General features: G+C 71.5%; 16 protein-coding genes. 6 read left to right on the top strand and 10 right to left on the bottom strand.

Annotated elements, in window-relative coordinates:
• Window positions 1-37 precede the first annotated feature (37 nt).
• On the top strand, window positions 38-802 hold the full coding sequence (locus tag ACWD10_RS02555; RefSeq protein WP_451086164.1) for a pyridoxine/pyridoxamine 5'-phosphate oxidase: 765 nt from the start codon (window positions 38-40) through the stop codon (window positions 800-802).
• On the opposite strand, the gene ACWD10_RS02550 is transcribed toward ACWD10_RS02555, so the two are convergent.
• The 3 genes from ACWD10_RS02550 to ACWD10_RS02540 form a co-directional block, all read right to left on the bottom strand.
• Window positions 780-1,814 (bottom strand): GNAT family N-acetyltransferase, encoded by a 1,035-nt coding sequence (locus tag ACWD10_RS02550; protein ID WP_451086162.1) that lies wholly within the window; start codon window positions 1,812-1,814, stop codon window positions 780-782. The two genes, ACWD10_RS02555 and ACWD10_RS02550, sit on opposite strands and share 23 nt — an antisense overlap.
• 95 nt (window positions 1,815-1,909) lie before the next feature.
• Window positions 1,910-2,500 (bottom strand): GNAT family N-acetyltransferase, encoded by a 591-nt coding sequence (locus tag ACWD10_RS02545; protein WP_451086159.1) that lies wholly within the window; start codon window positions 2,498-2,500, stop codon window positions 1,910-1,912.
• A gap of 8 nt (window positions 2,501-2,508) precedes the next feature.
• Entirely contained in the window at window positions 2,509-2,970 is a 462-nt protein-coding gene (locus ACWD10_RS02540) for a Zn-ribbon domain-containing OB-fold protein (RefSeq protein ID WP_451086157.1), read from the bottom strand.
• 126 nt (window positions 2,971-3,096) lie between these two features.
• Here ACWD10_RS02540 and ACWD10_RS02535 point away from each other — a divergent pair, with 126 nt between their 5' ends.
• From ACWD10_RS02535 to ACWD10_RS02520, 4 genes are all read left to right on the top strand, one after another.
• Window positions 3,097-4,242, top strand: a complete 1,146-nt coding sequence (locus ACWD10_RS02535; protein ID WP_451086155.1) for a flavin-containing monooxygenase — start codon at window positions 3,097-3,099, stop codon at window positions 4,240-4,242.
• A gap of 360 nt (window positions 4,243-4,602) precedes the next feature.
• Entirely contained in the window at window positions 4,603-6,843 is a 2,241-nt protein-coding gene (locus ACWD10_RS02530) for an acetate--CoA ligase family protein (protein WP_451086153.1), read from the top strand.
• Window positions 6,844-6,928: 85 nt separating this feature from the next.
• Window positions 6,929-7,792 carry an enoyl-CoA hydratase/isomerase family protein gene (locus tag ACWD10_RS02525; protein WP_451086151.1) on the top strand — a complete coding sequence of 288 codons (864 nt, stop codon included), beginning with the start codon at window positions 6,929-6,931 and terminating at the stop codon, window positions 7,790-7,792.
• 110 nt (window positions 7,793-7,902) lie between these two features.
• A complete protein-coding gene (locus tag ACWD10_RS02520) occupies window positions 7,903-8,505 on the top strand; it encodes a flavin reductase family protein (RefSeq protein ID WP_451086527.1) in 603 nt (200 codons plus the stop codon).
• 56 nt (window positions 8,506-8,561) lie between these two features.
• Here ACWD10_RS02520 and ACWD10_RS02515 read toward each other — a convergent pair whose 3' ends face one another.
• The 4 genes from ACWD10_RS02515 to ACWD10_RS02500 all read right to left on the bottom strand — a co-directional run bounded on the left by ACWD10_RS02515 (window position 8,562) and on the right by ACWD10_RS02500 (window position 12,405).
• Window positions 8,562-8,906, bottom strand: coding sequence for a hypothetical protein (locus tag ACWD10_RS02515; RefSeq protein WP_451086149.1), 345 nt, complete (start codon window positions 8,904-8,906; stop codon window positions 8,562-8,564).
• Entirely contained in the window at window positions 8,906-9,253 is a 348-nt protein-coding gene (locus ACWD10_RS02510; protein ID WP_451086147.1) for a hypothetical protein, read from the bottom strand. Before ACWD10_RS02510 ends, ACWD10_RS02515 begins: the two co-directional genes overlap by 1 nt.
• Window positions 9,254-9,361: 108 nt before the next feature.
• Complete coding sequence (locus tag ACWD10_RS02505; RefSeq protein ID WP_451086145.1) at window positions 9,362-10,612, bottom strand: helix-turn-helix domain-containing protein; 1,251 nt, start codon at window positions 10,610-10,612, stop codon at window positions 9,362-9,364.
• 449 nt (window positions 10,613-11,061) lie between these two features.
• Window positions 11,062-12,405 carry an MFS transporter gene (locus ACWD10_RS02500; RefSeq protein WP_451086525.1) on the bottom strand — a complete coding sequence of 448 codons (1,344 nt, stop codon included), beginning with the start codon at window positions 12,403-12,405 and terminating at the stop codon, window positions 11,062-11,064.
• A gap of 80 nt (window positions 12,406-12,485) precedes the next feature.
• Here ACWD10_RS02500 and ACWD10_RS02495 point away from each other — a divergent pair, with 80 nt between their 5' ends.
• Window positions 12,486-13,547 carry a GlxA family transcriptional regulator gene (locus ACWD10_RS02495; RefSeq protein WP_451086143.1) on the top strand — a complete coding sequence of 354 codons (1,062 nt, stop codon included), beginning with the start codon at window positions 12,486-12,488 and terminating at the stop codon, window positions 13,545-13,547.
• Here the strand turns inward: ACWD10_RS02495 and ACWD10_RS02490 are convergent.
• The 3 genes from ACWD10_RS02490 to ACWD10_RS02480 all read right to left on the bottom strand — a co-directional run bounded on the left by ACWD10_RS02490 (window position 13,444) and on the right by ACWD10_RS02480 (window position 17,187).
• Window positions 13,444-14,796 carry an MFS transporter gene (locus ACWD10_RS02490; protein ID WP_451086141.1) on the bottom strand — a complete coding sequence of 451 codons (1,353 nt, stop codon included), beginning with the start codon at window positions 14,794-14,796 and terminating at the stop codon, window positions 13,444-13,446. The genes ACWD10_RS02495 and ACWD10_RS02490 overlap by 104 nt on opposite strands.
• A gap of 94 nt (window positions 14,797-14,890) precedes the next feature.
• Window positions 14,891-15,961 carry a Zn-dependent alcohol dehydrogenase gene (locus ACWD10_RS02485; RefSeq protein ID WP_451086139.1) on the bottom strand — a complete coding sequence of 357 codons (1,071 nt, stop codon included), beginning with the start codon at window positions 15,959-15,961 and terminating at the stop codon, window positions 14,891-14,893.
• Window positions 15,958-17,187 (bottom strand): acyl-CoA dehydrogenase family protein, encoded by a 1,230-nt coding sequence (locus ACWD10_RS02480; protein ID WP_451086137.1) that lies wholly within the window; start codon window positions 17,185-17,187, stop codon window positions 15,958-15,960. Before ACWD10_RS02480 ends, ACWD10_RS02485 begins: the two co-directional genes overlap by 4 nt.
• Window positions 17,188-17,196: the final 9 nt, after the last annotated feature.

The raw sequence follows: 17,196 nt of genomic DNA, 5'->3' as shown, positions 1-17,196 counted from the left end.
GGGGGTCGGGGGCGGGCGCGTCGGGTCTAATGGGGGCATGACAGACGGCACCTCGACCGACGGCTCCCCTGGCACCCCTGGCTCCCTTGGCTCCCCCGGCTTCCTCGAGCTGCTCAAGGCCCAGCGCGTGTGGGACATCGAGCTGCCCGCCTTCGACCTGGACGCGGCGCCGGACACCCCGACGCCGCTGTTCCACGCCTGGTTCGCGGAGGCCGTCGCCGCCGGGCAGCCCGAGCCGCACACCATGCAGCTCGCCACGGTCGACGAGGCGGGGCTCCCCGACGTACGCACGGTGATGCTGCACGGCGCCGACCGGCAGCACTGGCAGTTCGCCTCGCACGCCACCAGCAGCAAGGGCCGCCAGCTCGCGGCTCGGCCGCACGCGGCGCTGCACTTCTACTGGTCCGCGCTCGGCCGCCAGATCCGCATCCGGGGCCCGGTCAGCACCGAACCGGCCGCCGCCGCACAGGCCGATCTGCACGCCCGCTCGACCGGCGCCCTGGCGGCGGCGCTCGTCGGGCACCAGAGCGAACTCCTCGACTCGTACGCCGAGTTGACCCACGCCTCGGCCGCGGCCTGGGAACAGGCCCAGGCGGAGCCGGAGACTCCGGTGCCCAGTTGGACCCTGTACTCACTGGCCGCGACCGAGGTGGAGTTCTTCCAGGGCGACGCCCGGCGGTGCCATAAGCGGCTCAGGTACCGCAGGGCGGAGGCGAAGGACGGCAGGGCAGAGGCGGAGGACCGCAGGGCAGAGGCGAACACGGAGGACGGCGCGTGGCTCAAGGAGCTTCTGTGGCCGTAAAGCCGACGGCACCGCTGCCACCGACCTGCCCACTGCCACCGTGGTCGCCGTGGTCACCGCTGCCACCTTGGTCGCCGTGGCCGGGCGAGAAGGCGTACTCCGCGAAGTCCCGGACGGGCCGGTAGCCGATGCGCTGATACAGCCCGTTGGACGTCGGGTTGGCCAGGTCCGTGAAGAGCAGCACCTCGTCCGCTCCCATGGCCCGCGCGGCCCGGCTGACCTCGGCGGTCACGGCGGCCGCATAGCCGCGCCCGCGCAGCTCGCGCGGCGTGTAGACCGGGGCGATCCGGACCTGGCCCGCGACGAGCCGGGTGCAGCCCGCCATGGCGACCGGCGTGTACTCCCCCGGCCCGCCGCCGTCCGCCGACTCCGTCTCCCACAGGGTGATCCCGCCGTACGCCAGCCGACCGTCGGCCCACTCGCCGGGGTCCATCGCGGCGCCGTGGCCGCCCAGTTCGCGGCAGAAGTCGTCGCGCCAGCGCATGACCAGGCCCCGGTCGGCGCGCCCGGCGACCCGGGCCCGGCCGGGCGGTGCGGGCCGTGGCGGGGTGAGCACCTCCAGGCGGTAGAGCCGCTGGTACACGTCGACCTCGGCGGTGTCCCCGGTCCGCTCGGCCCACGCCGCGGCGAAGGCATCGGCGACGGCACGCTCCCCGGCCACCCCGGGCAGCTTCTGGTCCGCGAGATGCCCGGCGAGCGCGACGGCGGCCGCCTCGGGCATCGGGCCGAGCAACGGCGGGCGCCCCGGCGTCATCACGAAGGCGCCGACGACGCCACCCGCCTCGTCCGTGCAGTCCCCGAAGAGCGGCGCACCCTCCCCGTACACCTCGAGCCCGCGCTCCCGCAGCGTGTCCGTGACGGTGAGCACCGCGGTGTGCGGCACGGGCTCGGCCCGCAGAAAGTCCCCCGCCCGGGCGAGAAACACCTCGGGGTCACCGGTGAGATGCCACCCCGGTCCGGGTTCGGTTCCGGTACCGGGTCGGGGAAGCTGCGCATCATGCGAGGAGGTCATCTCCCTATGCTCCCCCTCCCAGCCCCTCCAGCGCTCCCCAATAACGCGTCCCTGACCTGGTCCTTACACACCGACCTGGTCCTCACACACCCCGGTTACCTACCCGGTACTCCCCTGTCCCCGGCGAGCCGAGCGTGCAGATGGGCGTCCCGGAAAGCCGTCCGGTCCCCGGCCCGGAACACGGCCCCGCGCATGGTCCCCTCGTACGCATATCCGCACCGCTCGGCGACCCGACAGGACGCCTCGTGCCCCACGGCGTGGTCCAGCGAGATCCGGTGCAACCCGGCCGTACCGAACCCCCACCTGCTGAGCACCCCGAGCGCCCGGCCCGCCACCCCGCGCCCGCGCGCCCCGGGCAGCACCCAGTAGGAAGCGATCGCGGAACGCTGCACCACATCCACGGAGTTCAGCGCGACATGCCCGAGGACCGCGCCGGAGGCCGCGTCGGTGACGCAGAACGCGGCCCGCTCGCCGCGCCCCCACCCCTCGGCGTACCCGCGCAGCACCCGGCGCGCGTCGTCCGGGGTGTCCACGGGCACGTTCGGGGTGTTCCAGCGCCGGAACTCCGGGTCGGTGTAGGCGCACAGCACGGCATCGGCCTCCTCGGCGACGCCGTCACGCCAGGGCCGCAGGAGCAGTTCGTCGACCCGCAGTTCTGTGGGTGCGAGGGGTACGCATTCGGTCACCCCGGCATTCAACCTCGCGGCTCGAAGACCGGCACGGCCACCCTCCCTCCGTCCGCGGTCTCCTCCTCCCGGAACGTCACCCGCAACGCCATCCCGATCCGCAACTCCCCCTCCGCACACCCCACGGCCTCGGTCATCATCCGCGGCCCCTCGGCCAGATCGACGACGGCGGCGACATAGGGCGTACGGCTCCCGAACGGCGGCAGGTCGTTCCGGTGCACCACGGACCAGGTGTAGAGCACAGCCCGCCCGCTGGCTTCCTCCCAGGCCACGTCCTCGCTCCAGCAGTACGGGCAGAACTCCCGCGGGTAGTGATGCGCACGCACGCACGCGCCACAACGCCGCACCAGCAACCGCCCCTCGGCAGCGGCATCCCAGTAGGGCCGTGTGAACGCATCGACCTCCGGTAGGTCGAACCGTACGGCCGAGCCCGAGCCCGAACCCGAGCCCGAACCCGAGATCGTCTGCATTGCCCCCATCCCCTCCCCGCTTCCTGACGGTACGTCAGTTCAACGGAAGCCTCCTAGGAACGCAAGACCCTTGCAATGCGCACGACCCCCGCACGATCAAGGGCACAGGTCATTACGCTCCCGCACATGGCCGACACCCCGCACCCCCAGGACGACCACCCCGTCTACGTCATCGGCGGCGGCCCCGGCGGGCTCGCAGCGGCGGCGGCGCTGCGCGCCCGGGGCGTACGGGCCGTCGTACTCGAGAAGTCCGAGTCCGTCGGGTCCTCCTGGCGGCGGCACTACGACCGCCTCCATCTGCACACCACGCGGCGGCTCTCCGCCCTGCCCGGGCTCGCCATACCCCGCTCCTTCGGCCGCTGGGTGTCGCGCGACAACGTCATCCGGTATCTGGAGCGGTACGCCGAGCACCACGATCTGGAGATCGTCACGGGCGTGGAGGTCACCCGGGTCGAGCGTGCCACGGACGCCACCCGCTGGCTCCTGCACGCCACCGGTGGCCGTCTCCTGACCGCCTCCGCGGTCGTCGTCGCCACCGGCTACAACCACACCCCCTTCCTGCCCGACTGGCCGGGCCGCTCCTCCTTCTCCGGCGAACTCCTGCACGCCGCCGACTACCGCAACCCCGACCCCTTCACCGGCCGCGACGTCCTCGTGGTCGGCAGCGGCAACACCGGCGCCGAGATCGCCGTGGACCTGGCCTCCGGTGGCGCGTCGCGGGTCCGCCTCGCCATCCGCACCGCGCCGCACATCGTGCGCCGCTCCACCGCGGGCTGGCCCGCACAGCGCACCGGCATCCTCTGCCGCCGCCTGCCGGTGCCGGTGGTGGACCGGCTTGCCCACCGCATGGCCCGCCTGAGCATCCCGGACCTCGCGGAGTACGGCCTGCCGCGGCCCACGACCGGCCTCTACTCGCGGGTCCGGCAAGGCGCCATCCCGGTCCAGGACGTGGGCCTGATCGACGCGGTGCAGCGACGCCGCGTGGAGCCGGTCGCCGCCGTCGCCTCGTTCGACGGCGACAAGGTGACCCTGACGGACGGCACCCGGCTCACCCCGGACACCGTCATCGCGGCCACCGGTTACCGACGCTCCCTGGAAGACCTGGTCGGCCACCTAGGCGTCCTGGACGACCGCGGCCTCCCGACGACCCGCGGCGCCCGCACCCCGGCGAACGCCCCCGGCCTCTTCTTCCAGGGTTTCACCAACCCCATCAGCGGCATGCTCCGCGAACTCGCCCGCGACGCCACCCGCATCGCCAAGAAGCTGACATGAACCACCCACCACAACCACTCCCCCAACCGCCCCCACCTGAGACGACAACCAGCCACATTCAGCCGTACCCGCACCCCGTGCGTTCCCCCACCCCACCCCTCGGGTAGGGAGACCCAGGACCCCCCATCCCTCGGGTGAGAGAACGCGAGACACCCCACCCTGCCTCTCGGGCGGGGAAACCCAAGACGCCCCACCCCGCAGGCACCGGGCACCAGGCAACGGGCAACACCCCCAACCCCCGCCCGCCGCACAGCGTTTCCATGCGCAGGCCTATTCCTGACGGTACGTCAGTCAGTAATCTGACAGTGCGTCAGTTACCTCGACCGTGACCACCGGCACCTCAGGAGGCGGGCGTCAGCGATGCTTGGATCGACCCACGGCACCCTCACCACCGACTCCCGCCCGGCCCGCGTAGTGGCCTGCGGCGAGCGTCCGGCGCCGTCCGTGCACAGCAGCGCGGCCGGGCCCGATACCGTCACCCCCGCCGACCTGGACGTCAGCGGCCGTCCCCTGCACCCGGACGTACCCGACCTGGCGCGGTTCTTCCGCCCCGAGTCGGTCGCCGTCGTCGGCGCATCGGACGCCGAGGGGCGCCCCAATACCGGGATCACCCGGCAGCTGATCGCCTGGGCCGAGCGCGTCGGGGCCCGGCTGCACCCGGTGCACCCCACCCGCGAGTCGGTCTTCGGACTGGCCTGTTCTCCTTCCGTCGCGGACCTGCCTGAGCAGGTCGACCTCGCCGTACTGCTCGTCGGCGACCCCCTTCCCGTCATCGAGGAACTGGCCGAGGCCAAGGTGAAGTTCGCCGTCGCCTTCGCCTCCGGTTTCGCCGAGACCGGCACGGAGGGCGCCGCCGCCCAGGACCGGCTCACCGCCGCCGTGGAACGCTCCGGCCTCCGCCTCCTCGGACCGAACACCAACCTGAACGCCTTCGAGGAGTTCCGCGACGACCTGGACGGCCCGGCGATCGCGCTGATCACCCAGTCCGGCCACCAGGGCCGCCCCGTCTTCACCCTTCAGGAGCTCGGCATCCGGCTCTCCCACTGGGCGCCCACGGGCAACGAGGCCGATCTGGAGACCGCCGACTTCCTCTCCTACTTCGCCGAGCAGCCCGAGGTCGGCGCCATCGCCTGCTATGTCGAAGGGCTGAAGGACGGGCGGTCCTTTCTGCTCGCCGCCGACCACGCCGCGAAGCAGGGCGTCCCGGTCGTCGCGGTCAAGGTCGGCCGTACCGAGGCCGGCTCCCGTATGGCCGCGTCACACACCGGCAAGCTGACCGGCGCGGACGGCGTCGTGGACGCCGCGATGCGGCAGTTCGGCGTGATCCGCGTGGACGGACTCGACGAACTCCAGGACACCGCCGCCCTGTTGGCGCGCGCCAAGCAGCCGCAGGCCGAGGGCGTCGTCGTGTATTCGATCTCGGGCGGCACGGGCGCGCACTTCTCGGACCTGGCCACCGAGGCGGGTCTGCACCTGCCCACGCTCTCCGAGACCAAGCAGTCCGAGTTGCACGAGTGGATACCCGCGTACCTGAACGTGGCCAACCCCGTCGACAACGGTGGCCACCCGGTCGGTGACTGGCGCGGCCGGAAGATCATCGACGCCATCCTCGACGACCCGTCCGTGGGAATCCTTATCTGCCCGATCACCGGGCCTTTCCCGCCGATGAGCGACAAGCTGGCGCAGGACCTGGTGGACGCGGCGGAGCAGACGGACAAGCTGGTGTGCGTGGTGTGGGGCTCGCCGGTCGGCACCGAGGACGCGTACCGCAAGACCCTCCTCGGTTCCTCCCGGGTCGCGACCTTCCGCACCTTCGCCAACTGCATCACCGCGGTCCGGGCCTATCTCGACCACCACCGCTTCACCGCGGGCTACCGCTCCCCCTTCGAAGAGGCGCCCCGCACACCGTCCCCCTCCTTCCGCAAGGCCCAGATGCTGATGCGCCCCGGGCAGCAGCTGAGCGAACACGCGGCGAAGCAGCTCCTTCGCGCGTACGGCATTCGCGTACCGCGCGAGCAGCTGGTGACCAGCGCCGCGGCGGCCGTCCGAGCGGCGAGCCTGGTCGGCTACCCCGTCGTGATGAAGGCGTCCGGCGCGCAGATCGCCCACAAGACCGAACTCGGCCTCGTCAAGGTCGGGTTGACCTCGGCGAGCCAGGTGCGCGAGGCCTATCGGGAACTCACCGACATCGCGCGCTACGAGGGCATCAAGCTGGACGGCGTCCTGGTCTGCCAGATGGTCGAACGCGGCGTCGAGATGGTCGTCGGCGTCACCCACGACCGGCTCTTCGGACCCACGGTGACGGTCGGGCTCGGCGGCGTACTCGTCGAGGTGCTTCGGGACGCTGTCGTTCGCGTACCGCCCTTCGGTGAGGACCAGGCTCGGGCGATGCTCGACGAACTGCGCGGCCGCGCCCTGCTCGACGGCGTACGCGGAGGGCCTCCGGTGGATGTGGACGCGCTGGTCGAGGTCGTTCTGCGGGTGCAGCGGATGGCGCTCGAGCTGGGTGGCGACCTGGCCGAGCTCGACATCAATCCGCTGATGGTGCTGCCACGGGGGCAGGGGGCGGTGGCGCTGGACGCGATGGCCGTGTGCCGGTGACGCCACGCCCCCGCCCCTCAAACGCCGGACGGGCTTAACGGGCTTAACGGGCTTAACTGTGAACGCGAAACGGAGCCAACCGATCATGCCTGCCACCCCCAAACCTCTCGACTCGTCCAAAGCTCTCGACTCATCCAAAGCTCTCGACTCCTCAAATCCCCTTGAGTCATTGGTACTCCACACCACTGACAACGGCGTCTCGTGGATCACCCTCAACCGCCCCGAAGCCATGAACGCCGTCACGTGGGACCAGCGGGAACGCATCATCGCGCTGCTCGCCGACGCCTCCGCCGACCCCGATGTCCGCGCCGTCGTCATCACCGCCACCGGCAAGGGCTTCTGCGCCGGGGCCGATCTGCGCGGCGCCCCGCAGGCCGCCGAGCGCGTGCCCGGCGACGTGACCCGCACCCTCCGCCGCGGTGCCCAGCGGTTCATCGCCGCGATCCTGGACTGCGAGAAGCCGGTGATCGCCGCCGTGAACGGCACCGCGGCCGGCATCGGCGCCCACCTCGCCCTCGCGTGCGACCTCGTCATCGCCGCCGAAGAGGCCAAGTTCATCGAGGTGTTCGTACGGCGCGGTCTTGTCCCGGACGGCGGCGGCGCCTATCTGCTGACCCGCCTGATCGGGCCGCAGCGCGCCAAGGAGCTGATGTTCTTCGGGGACTCCGTACCGGCCGCCGAGGCGCGGCGGCTCGGCCTGGTCAACCGGGTCGTCCCGGCCGGGGAGTTGGAGAAGACGGCGCGCGACTGGGCCGAGCGCCTCGCCCAGGGCCCGACCCGCGCCCTCGCCCTGACCAAGCAGCTGGTCAACGCCTCCCTGGAGTCCGACCGCGCGACCGCCTTCGCCGCCGAGGCCGCGGCGCAGGAGATCAACATGACGACACGGGACGCGAACGAGGGCGTGGCGAGCTTCGTGGAGCGCCGTTCACCGAAGTACGAGGGGCGCTGATTCCCGTACGACCCGTACGACCCGTACGAGTTCCCGTACGAGTTCCCGTACGACACTTCCTATCTGACGACGCATCAGATTCAATGAATGACGTGATGGGACACGCAGGGATGGCGGCCACCGCCGTCCGATACCTCAGGTCCGTCGGCGCCCCCACGGCCGCCGAGCCGGTCACGCCGCTGCCGCGCCCCGATCTGCGTGCGGTCGGCGACGACGAGCGGCCGCCGCTCGATCCGGGCGAATTCCGCCGCGTGCTCGGCCACTTCGCGACCGGCGTCACCGTGATCACGGCGCGGGACGAGGAGGGTCCGGCCGGGTTCGCCTGCCAGTCCTTCTCCTCGCTCTCCCTCAACCCGCCGCTGGTCGCATTCATGGTCGGGCGTACGTCGACGAGCTGGCCGCGGATCGCGCGCGCCGGTGTCTTCTGCGTCAACGTGCTCGGCGCGGAACAGGGCGAGCTGTGCCGGGGCTTCGCGGTGAGCGGGGCCGGGGCCGACAAGTTCGCCGGGGTCGAGTACGACGCCGCGCCGGTGTCCGGCTCCCCGCGGCTCGCGGGCGTCCCCGCCTGGATCGACTGCACGATCCACGCCGTGCACACGGGCGGTGACCACCTGATCGTGGTCGGCCGCGTGGACGCGCTGGGCGCCGCGGAGGAGGGGGAGCCGCTGCTCTTCCACCTGGGGGCGTTCGGGCGGCTTGAGCCTTTGCCATAGCCCGCCCGGCCCGTCCGCGGGGCGCTGGGCTCTCTGTCCCAGCGCCCCGCCCAGTGTCATGCCGGGTCGGCCGTCTCGACTAAGTCTTCAGCCGATGCGGTCAGCCGCGCGCCCCGGCTGTCGGCGATGCGCAGCACGTCGCCGAGAGCCTGTGTCGCCGAACGCAGCGCGAGCCGGAGTGCGTACTCCCCGGCCTTGCGGTCGTCAAGGACGGCCCGGGCACCCGTGAGCACGTCTGCGCCGTCGCAGAGTTGGTCCGCCTCGGCCTCGTCCGCTAACCGGGACATGGTGCTGTCGGGATCGTCCGTGGACAGGAAGCACGGATGTCCGGTCTCGCTCTCCCACGGCAGCAGCCGCAGGCCCGAAGGAGGCGTCGATACGGCGTTCCGGTCGTAGCCCATCACGCGGTCACCTCCACGCCGTGAATCCGCCGTGGCCCCAGGTCGACGCCGTGCACGGCGAGCCACAGCGCGCGCCGCCTGCGCCGCTGGGTGCGGCGGCGTTCGCGTAGCTCCGCGGGGGTGAGGACGTACGGGCGGAGCAGGGGCGGTTCCTCGCCGTGCGTCAGCAGTACGGGACGACGGTGCGTGAGCGGTGCGGGAAGCGCCGGGGTTCCGATGGTCGGCGCGAGGCCGGTCTTCCCGGCGTTCCGGCGGCGCCCCGGTCCGGGGAGGAAAAACCGCAACAGCGGCTCGAAGATGCGGGCGATACAGTGCGCCATGTCGACCTGCTTTCTCAGGTTGGCCACGCCCCCGGACCGTCGCCACGGTCGCGGGGGTCTCAGTCGGTCACGCGATGACCGACTGACCGTAGGACCCCTGAGAAGGGAGTAGGGGCACACTTTGTGCCCCTACTCTCAGGCAGCCAATACGCCGATTTTTACGGCGAGTTCACTGGCCCGGCGGCGTTGAGCCGGGCTCTTCGCCTCGGTCTCCTCCAAGACGATGCGCCGGGCGTAGCCGTTGTAGCGGATGGTTTCCGGCGCCGCCTCGTACGCCTTGTCGAGGGCGGCCAGGGCAGCCTCGGCCTGACCGTCGAGCTGGTAGCCGCGCGCTTCCTCGATACGGTGCCGTGCGCGCCGGGGCCGGGATGGAATCGTCGCCGTATCCGCCGAGGCCGCTTGCCGGACGCTTTCCGCACCCGCGTGCAGCTCGACCGCCAGGGTCACCGCGTGCGCGCCCATCACGGCCCGGGAGAACGACGTCACAGGGTGGTAGTAGTCGGCCGGAAGCCGCTCAGCCATGGTCCGCGCCGTGTCCCAGTAACGCCAGGCCGTCCCGGTGTCCCCGCGCGGCGCCGCGGTGTATCCGGCCTCGAACTGGAGGGAGCCCGCGATGGCCAGAACGTCGTCGCTCGCGTCCGGCAGGAATGGTTCGAGATAGCGGAGCGTCTCCAGATTCACCGCGTCGGCAGCATCGAAGTGCGCGGGCCCGCTGTCGCGATGAGCTTGCCCGGCCAACCATGCTGAGACACCGATGGCGTGCGGGTCTTCCGACTCCTGTGCGGAGATCATGCCGCGCTCGACCACGCGCCACAGCAACGACGAATCCGGCTGGTAGGCGATGAAGAACTGACTCAGGCTGTACGCCTCGGCCAGAAGTCCTTGTGCCACGCGTCGCTCACTCGCCGAATCGGCCTGCAGAACGGCAAGTTGGGCATCCCGGATGAGGTCCGGCAGCAGGGCCCCGATGACGTCCCGGTGATTGGGGGCGGAGTGCCGTGCACGCCACGCACGGACGAGTCGTTCCCGAAGGTGCGCTGGAGTCGGCGCCTCGCGCCTCGCGGTCAACGGGAACGCGTTGACGGCGTCCCGTACCTGAGGAAGCCGTGCGTGACCGGGGCCCGTGAACATGTGGACTGCCATGGACTGGTCACCGGTGAGGTCCGAGAGATCCCGGACTCTGAGAGCTTCGGCGATGCGCAACACCATGGGGAGCTTGGGCATGTGGAGGCGCCCGCCCTCGACCTGCTTGACCCAACTCGGCGACTTCCCCAGGAGTCCCGCAAGTACTCCACGGCTCATGCCACGACGGGTTCGCAGAATCTGCATGCGCTGGCCGAAGGCGACCGGCTCGCTGAACGGGTCCGGGGTTGCATCAGATGACACGGCCTTGCCCCTCTCTGTGCGCTCGTCACTGTCAGAGTACGGGGGTGGGGCCTACTTATCGGACCCAAGCCAACAAGCAGTGCTGGAAGCAATGTTCGGCCTGCCGCTCGGCGCCTTTGGACAGACTGTTGCAGCGTGGACACTGCGACGGCTCGCGACCGAGGCGCCCTGGCCTGCACCAGCGACGGTGAGCCGGTCGGGATCGCCTACGGCTATCCACTAAGCCCCGCTACCGGTTGGTGGGACCACCTCACCACTCCCGTGCCCGACGAGCTGCGCCGCGAAGACGGGCGTCGGACGTTCGGACTGATGGAGTTTGGGTGGGGGCGGGTGGGTGGGAAAACGGCGGGCACGGTGGCCCACAACCGGTCCCACCACAAGGCCAGCACCCCCGCTCCCACCACGACTCCAGCACCCCGGCTCCCGCCACTACGCCACCGCCCCCGCCGCTACGCGGCAAACGGCACCCCCGGCTCCCGCACCCTCCGAATAACCAAAGCCATCAGCGCCGCCGCAGCACACAGCGCCCCCGACGCGTACCAGACCACGTCGTACGAGCCGAACACGTCCCGCGCCACGCCGCCGAGGAACGCCACCAACGCCGCGCCCACCTGGTGGGAGGCCAGGACCCAGCCGAAGACGATGGCCGAGTCGTCGCCGTAGTGCTCACGGCACAGGGCAATGGTGGGCGGAACGGTGGCGACCCAGTCGAGGCCGTAGAAGACGATGAAGAAGAGCATCGGCGGGCGGACGTCCGGGGCGAGCAGCATCGGCAGGAAGAGCAGCGAGATGCCGCGGAGCGCGTAGTAGGCGCCGAGCAGTCTGCGGGCGTCGAAGCGGTCCGTCAGCCAGCCCGAGAAGATCGTGCCCAGAACGTCGAAGACGCCGATCACCGCGAGCAGCGAGGCCGCGGCCGTCACCGGCATGCCGTGATCGTGCGCCGCGGGCACGAAGTGGGTCTGGATCAGGCCGTTGGTCGACGCACCGCAGATCGCGAAGGTGCCGGCGAGCAGCCAGAAGGGTCCCGTACGCGCCGCCTTGAAGAGGACCGTCACCGCACGGCGCGCGGCCCCGGTCACCGGCGGCGGCTTGGGCTTGAACTCCTTTGCCCCGTACGGCGCGAGGCCCACGTCGGCCGGGTGGTCGCGCAGGAGCAGCCAGACGAACGGGACGACGGCGAGCGCCGTGAGCGCGACCGTGATCGCGGCCGGGCGCCAGTCGTTCTTCTCGACCATCCAGGAGAGGAGGGGGAGGAAGATCAGCTGACCCGAGGCGCTCGCGGCCGTGAGGATGCCCGTGACCAGGCCCCGCCGCTCCACGAACCAGCGGTTGGTGACCGTGGCGGCGAAGGCGAGGGCCATCGAACCGGAGCCCAGGCCGACCAGGAATCCCCAGTACAGGATGAGCTGCCAGGCCGCCGTCATCCAGACCGTGAGGCCCGAGCCGACGGCGATCACGGTGAGGGCCACGGCCACCACGCGCCGGATCCCGAACCGGTCCATCAGCGCGGCGGCGAACGGTGCGGTGAGCCCGTAGAGCGCGAGATTGACCGAGACGGCGAACCCGATCGTGCCGCGCGACCAGCCGAATTCCTGGTGCAGCGGGTCGATGAGCAGGCCCGGCAGAGAGCGGAAGGCCGCGGCGCCGATGATCGTCACGAAGGCGACGGCGGCGACGTACCAAGCGCGGTGGATGCGATGCGTACGGGGCGGGCGGCGCCCGGCAGGTCCGCGACTGGCGGGGCGGTCGGCTTCCGGTCGGTCGAGGGCTTCGGTTGGGGTTGTCTCAGTCACGTCAGTCACGCCGTACAGCCTGCTTGCGGGGATCATGACAAACGAGTGGCCCGAAGGACAGCATTCGCTAGGATCGGGCCATGGGCCAGAGCGAGTCTCACAAGGCAGAACGGCACCGGGTCGTCGTGCTCGCCCTCGACGGCTGCCTGCCCTTCGAACTGGGCATTCCGCACCGCATCTTCGCCCGCGCGCGGAACGCCGAGAAGGAGCGGCTCTACGAGGTGGTGACCTGCTCGGCGCGGCCACCGGGGCCCGTGGAGACGGACTCCGACTTCGCGGTTCTGGTCGAGCACGGGCCGGAGGTTCTGGCCACCGCGGACACCGTCGTCGTACCGGCCTCGTACGAGCTGGGGCCGGTGTTCGACGAGGGGCGCCTCACCCCTGAACTCGCGGACGCCCTCGCGTACGTCCGGCCCGGCACCCGGCTCGTCGCCATCTGCACCGGCGGGTACGTCCTGGCCGCCGCGGGCTGGCTCGACGGCCGCCCGGCGACCACGCATTGGGCGCAGGCCGAGCACTTCCAGCGGATGTTTCCGCGGATCAAGGTCGATGCGGACGTGCTGTTCATCGACGACGGCGATGTGCTCACCTCCGCCGGGGTGGCCGCGGGCATCGACCTGTGCCTGCATCTCGTACGCCGCGACCACGGCAGCGCGGTCGCCAACGAGGTCGCCCGCCGCACCGTCGTACCCCCGCACCGCGACGGCGGCCAGGCCCAGTACACCCAACGCCCGGTCCCCGAGCCGCAGTTGGCGACCACCACCGCGGCCCGCACCTGGGCCCTGGCACATCTGCACGAGCCCATCCAGCTGCGGGACATGGCCGAGCAGGAGGCCATGTCGGTACGCACCTTTACCCGACGCTTCCGGGAGGAGGTGGGCGTCAGTCCGGGCCAATGGCTCACGCAGCAGCGGGTCGAGCGGGCCCGGCATCTGCTGGAGTCGAGCGAACTGTCCATGGACCAGGTGGCCCACGACGCGGGCTTCGGCACGGCCCAGTCGATGCGGCAGCACTTGCAGGCCGCGCTCGGCGTCACCCCTACCGCTTATCGCCGCACGTTTCGGGCGTCTGCGTCTGCGTCTGCGTCTGCGTCTGCGTCTGCGTCTGCGTCTGCGTCTGCGTCTGGGGCGTCGCGACGCTGAGTGGTTCCTTCCGGTTCCGGTTCTGGTTCCGGTTGTGTGCGGTGCGGCGCTCGCCCGCGGCGCCTACGACGGCCAGGGCCAGGGTGAGGACCACTCCGGCGAGCATGGCGGTGGAGGGTTCGACGACGCTGAGCAGCGCGCCGGAGAGGCTGCCCGCCGCGGCGTAACCGGCGCCCACGGCGGCGTACATCACCGAATAGCCGGCGGCCAGCGCACCGGAGGGCAGGGTCTCGCGGAGCAGCAGGCTGCGGGCCAGCATCACGCCGGATTCCAGTACTCCGGCGATCACCAGGCCGACGCAGATCCACCAGACCGAGGGGGCCAGGGCAATACCGACCACACAGACGGACACCACCACGAGCAGCACGAAGCTCTGCGTCGAGAGCCGCCCCGGCCAGGAGCCGCGGAGCCCGTAGAGGAAGGACCCGATACCGGATCCGACCGAGAGCGCCGCGAGCAGCGGCCCGGCGAGCCCCAAGGTGATCCCCCGCTGTTCCAGAAGCGCGGGCAGGATCAGTTCGGCGAGGGCAAGCAGGGTCATGGACGCCGCCCCGGTGACGTACACGGGCCAGGCGCGGGCCAGGACCGACAGCATCGAGCCGCTCGTACCGGTTGAACCGCTCGTACCAGTTGAACCAGCCTGGCCCCCCTCCTTCTCGACCTCGTCGGCCGTCCAGCCGGACGGCAACGCCCACAGCCCAGCGACAGAGGCGGCCATCAAGAGGGCGGCGAGGAGCAGCGGCAGAGGGGCGGCAGCGCCGAGGGCGAGCCAGGTGGCCAGGGCGGGGCTGACCGCCCAGATGGCGAAGATCAGCATCGACTCGGCGCTGAACGCCTGGGGCGCGGACCGTGCCGGTACGAGCGAGGTGAGCAGGGCCCGCAGCCCGCCGGGCGCCGCCGCGGGTGCCGCACCGGCGAGGAAGGCGAGCACGCCGAGTACGGCGGGGTGGGCGCCGGGCCACGCCCCGAGCCCGGCGAACGCGGCCGCGCCCACCCCGAGCCCGACCGCCAGCTGGGGCCGGGCCCGTTCGGCCCGTAGCCGCATGCCGAGGACCGGCGCGCCGACGATCTCGCCGATGACGTACGCGGCGGCGAGGAGCGCGCCGAACGTGTAACCGCCGGGCTGCTCGCGTACGAGGAAAACCAGCGCGAGCGGCGCCATCGCGACCGGCATGCGCGCGCCCACGGCGACGGTGGCCCAGGTCAGGACGGGCCGGGTGAGGACTTCGCGGTAGGCACGCAGCGACATGCGGGGACGGTAACGGGCAGAGCATGACCCTCCGCAACCGGATATTGGCGAGGTGGCACTGAGGATGCTCCGCAGCCGGTCGCTGAGGCTGCGCTCAGAGCGTCAGTACACCCCGCGCCACCCGGCCCGTCTCCGCGTCCTCGGCGGCCTTGTCGAAGTCGGTGAGCGGGTACGTCCGGGTCACCAGCTCATCGAGCAGGAGGCGGCCCTCGCGGTACAGCTCGGCGTAGAGAGGGATGTCGCGCTGGGGGCGTGAACTGCCGTACCGGCAGCCCAGGATGGATTTGTCCAGGAACATCGCGGCGGGCAGGAAGGACGCCTCGGCCTTGGGCGGCGTCATGCCGAGCAGGATGGCCTGCCCGTGCCGGTCCAGGAGGTCGACGGCCTGCCGGATCAGGCGTACGTTGCCGACGCACTCGAAGACGTGGTCGGCCCCGTCCGACAGGACCTCGCGCACCGCGGCAGAGGCATCGGCCGCCGGGCCCGACGCGTCCACGAAGTGAGTGGCCCCGAACTGCCGTGCCGCCGCCTCCTTGGCCGGGTTGGCGTCGACGGCCACGATGCGGGTGGCTCCGGCGATGCGCGCGCCCTGGAGGACGTTCAGCCCGATGCCGCCCGCGCCGATGACGACGACGCTGTCACCGCGGTCGACCCTGGCGCGGTTGAGGACGGCGCCGACCCCGGTCAGGACGCCACAGCCGATCAGCGCGGCGGAGGTCAGCGGGATATCGGCGGGGATCTTCACGGCCTGGACGGCCTTGACGACGGTACGTTCGGCGAAGGCGGAGTTCGAGGCGAACTGGAACACCGGCTCGCCGCCCCGCGAGAACGGCCGCCCCGGCATCCCGATCGCCTTGCGGCACATGGTGGGCCGGCCCCGGTCGCACTCGGCGCAGGCGCCGCAGTTGGCGAGCGTGGACAGGGCCACGTGGTCGCCGGGCACGACATGTGTGACGCCCGGCCCGACCGCCTCCACCACGCCCGCGCCCTCGTGCCCGAGCACCACGGGCACCGGGAACGGAATGGTTCCGTCCACCACGGACAGGTCGCTGTGGCAGAGCCCGGCCGCGGCGACGGCCACGAGGACCTCGCCCGGCCCCGGGGCCCGTATCTCCAGGTCGTCGACCACCTGGACCTGCTTGCCGTCGAACACGACGCCCTTCATCGGCGCTCTCCTCCGGGCTCCTTGGGCAGGCCGAGCACGCGCTCGGCGATGATGCCCCGCTGGATTTCGTCCGAGCCGCCGTAGATCGTGTCGGCCCGCGTGAACAGGAACAGCCGCTGGTGCGGGTCGAGTTCGTACGGCCGCCGCTCGCTCCACTCCTCGGGGCCGACCGTGGCGAGCGCCCCGCGCACCCGCACCGCCAGCTCCCCGAGCCGCCGATGCCAGCCGCCCCACAGCAGCTTGGCCACACTGGGCGCACCCAGGCCAGAATCAGAATCAGAATCAGAATCAGAACCCGAACTCCCCAGCGTACGCAGGGCGTTCCACCGCATGGTCCGCAGCTCGGCCCACTGCCGCACGAGCTGCGCACGCAGCACGGGATCGGTCACGGCCCCGTTCGCGACGGCCTCGCGCACCACGCCCGCCAGCTCCTCCGCGAACCCGATCTGCTGCACCAGCGTGGAAACCCCGCGCTCCAGACCGAGCAGCCCCATGGCGACGGACCAGCCGTTCCCCTCGCCCCCGACGACGTGCTCGGCGCGCGCCACCGCCCCGTCGAAGAAGACCTCGTTGAACTCGCTGGTCCCGGTGAGCTGCCGGATCGGCCGTACGTCGATACGGCCCGGCTGGTCCATCGGCACGAGGAGGAAGGAAAGTCCTTGGTGGCGGCTGGAGTTGGGATCGGTGCGGGCGAGTACGAAGCACCAGTCGGCGTCGTGCGCGAGGGAGGTCCAGATCTTCTGTCCGGTGATGCGGTACGTGTCCGACTGCCGGAGGGCCGTCGTGCGGATCCCGGCGAGGTCCGATCCGGCCTCGGGCTCGCTGTACCCCTGGCACCAGAGTTCCTCGCCGCGGGCGATGGTGGGCAGGAAGCGGTCCTTCTGTTCCTGGCTGCCGTACGCGATGAGGGTGGGCGCGAGCAGGTTCTCGCCGATGTGGCCGTAGCGTGCGGGTGCCTTGGCCCGGGCGTACTCCTCGGCCCAGACGACCTGTTGGGTCAGGCTGCCGCGCCGATTCCCGTACGCCGCCTCGTCCCACCCGAGCCCGATCCACCCCCCGCGCCCGAGCTCCCGCTCCCAGGCGCGGCGGGCCTCGGTGCCCTGGTGCTCGCTGCCGGGTCCGCCGGTGCCCCGGGCGGCGGCGAAGTCACCGGTGAGGTGCTCGGTGAGCCACGCCCGGGCCTCGCGCCGGAACGCCTCGTCCTGCGGACCGAACCTGAAGTCCACGCGCATTCC

The sequence above is a fragment of the Streptomyces sp. NPDC002851 genome (genome assembly GCF_053591935.1).
The sequence above is the reverse complement of the archived record's forward strand: the minus strand, read 5'-3'. Positions and strand labels throughout refer to the sequence as shown.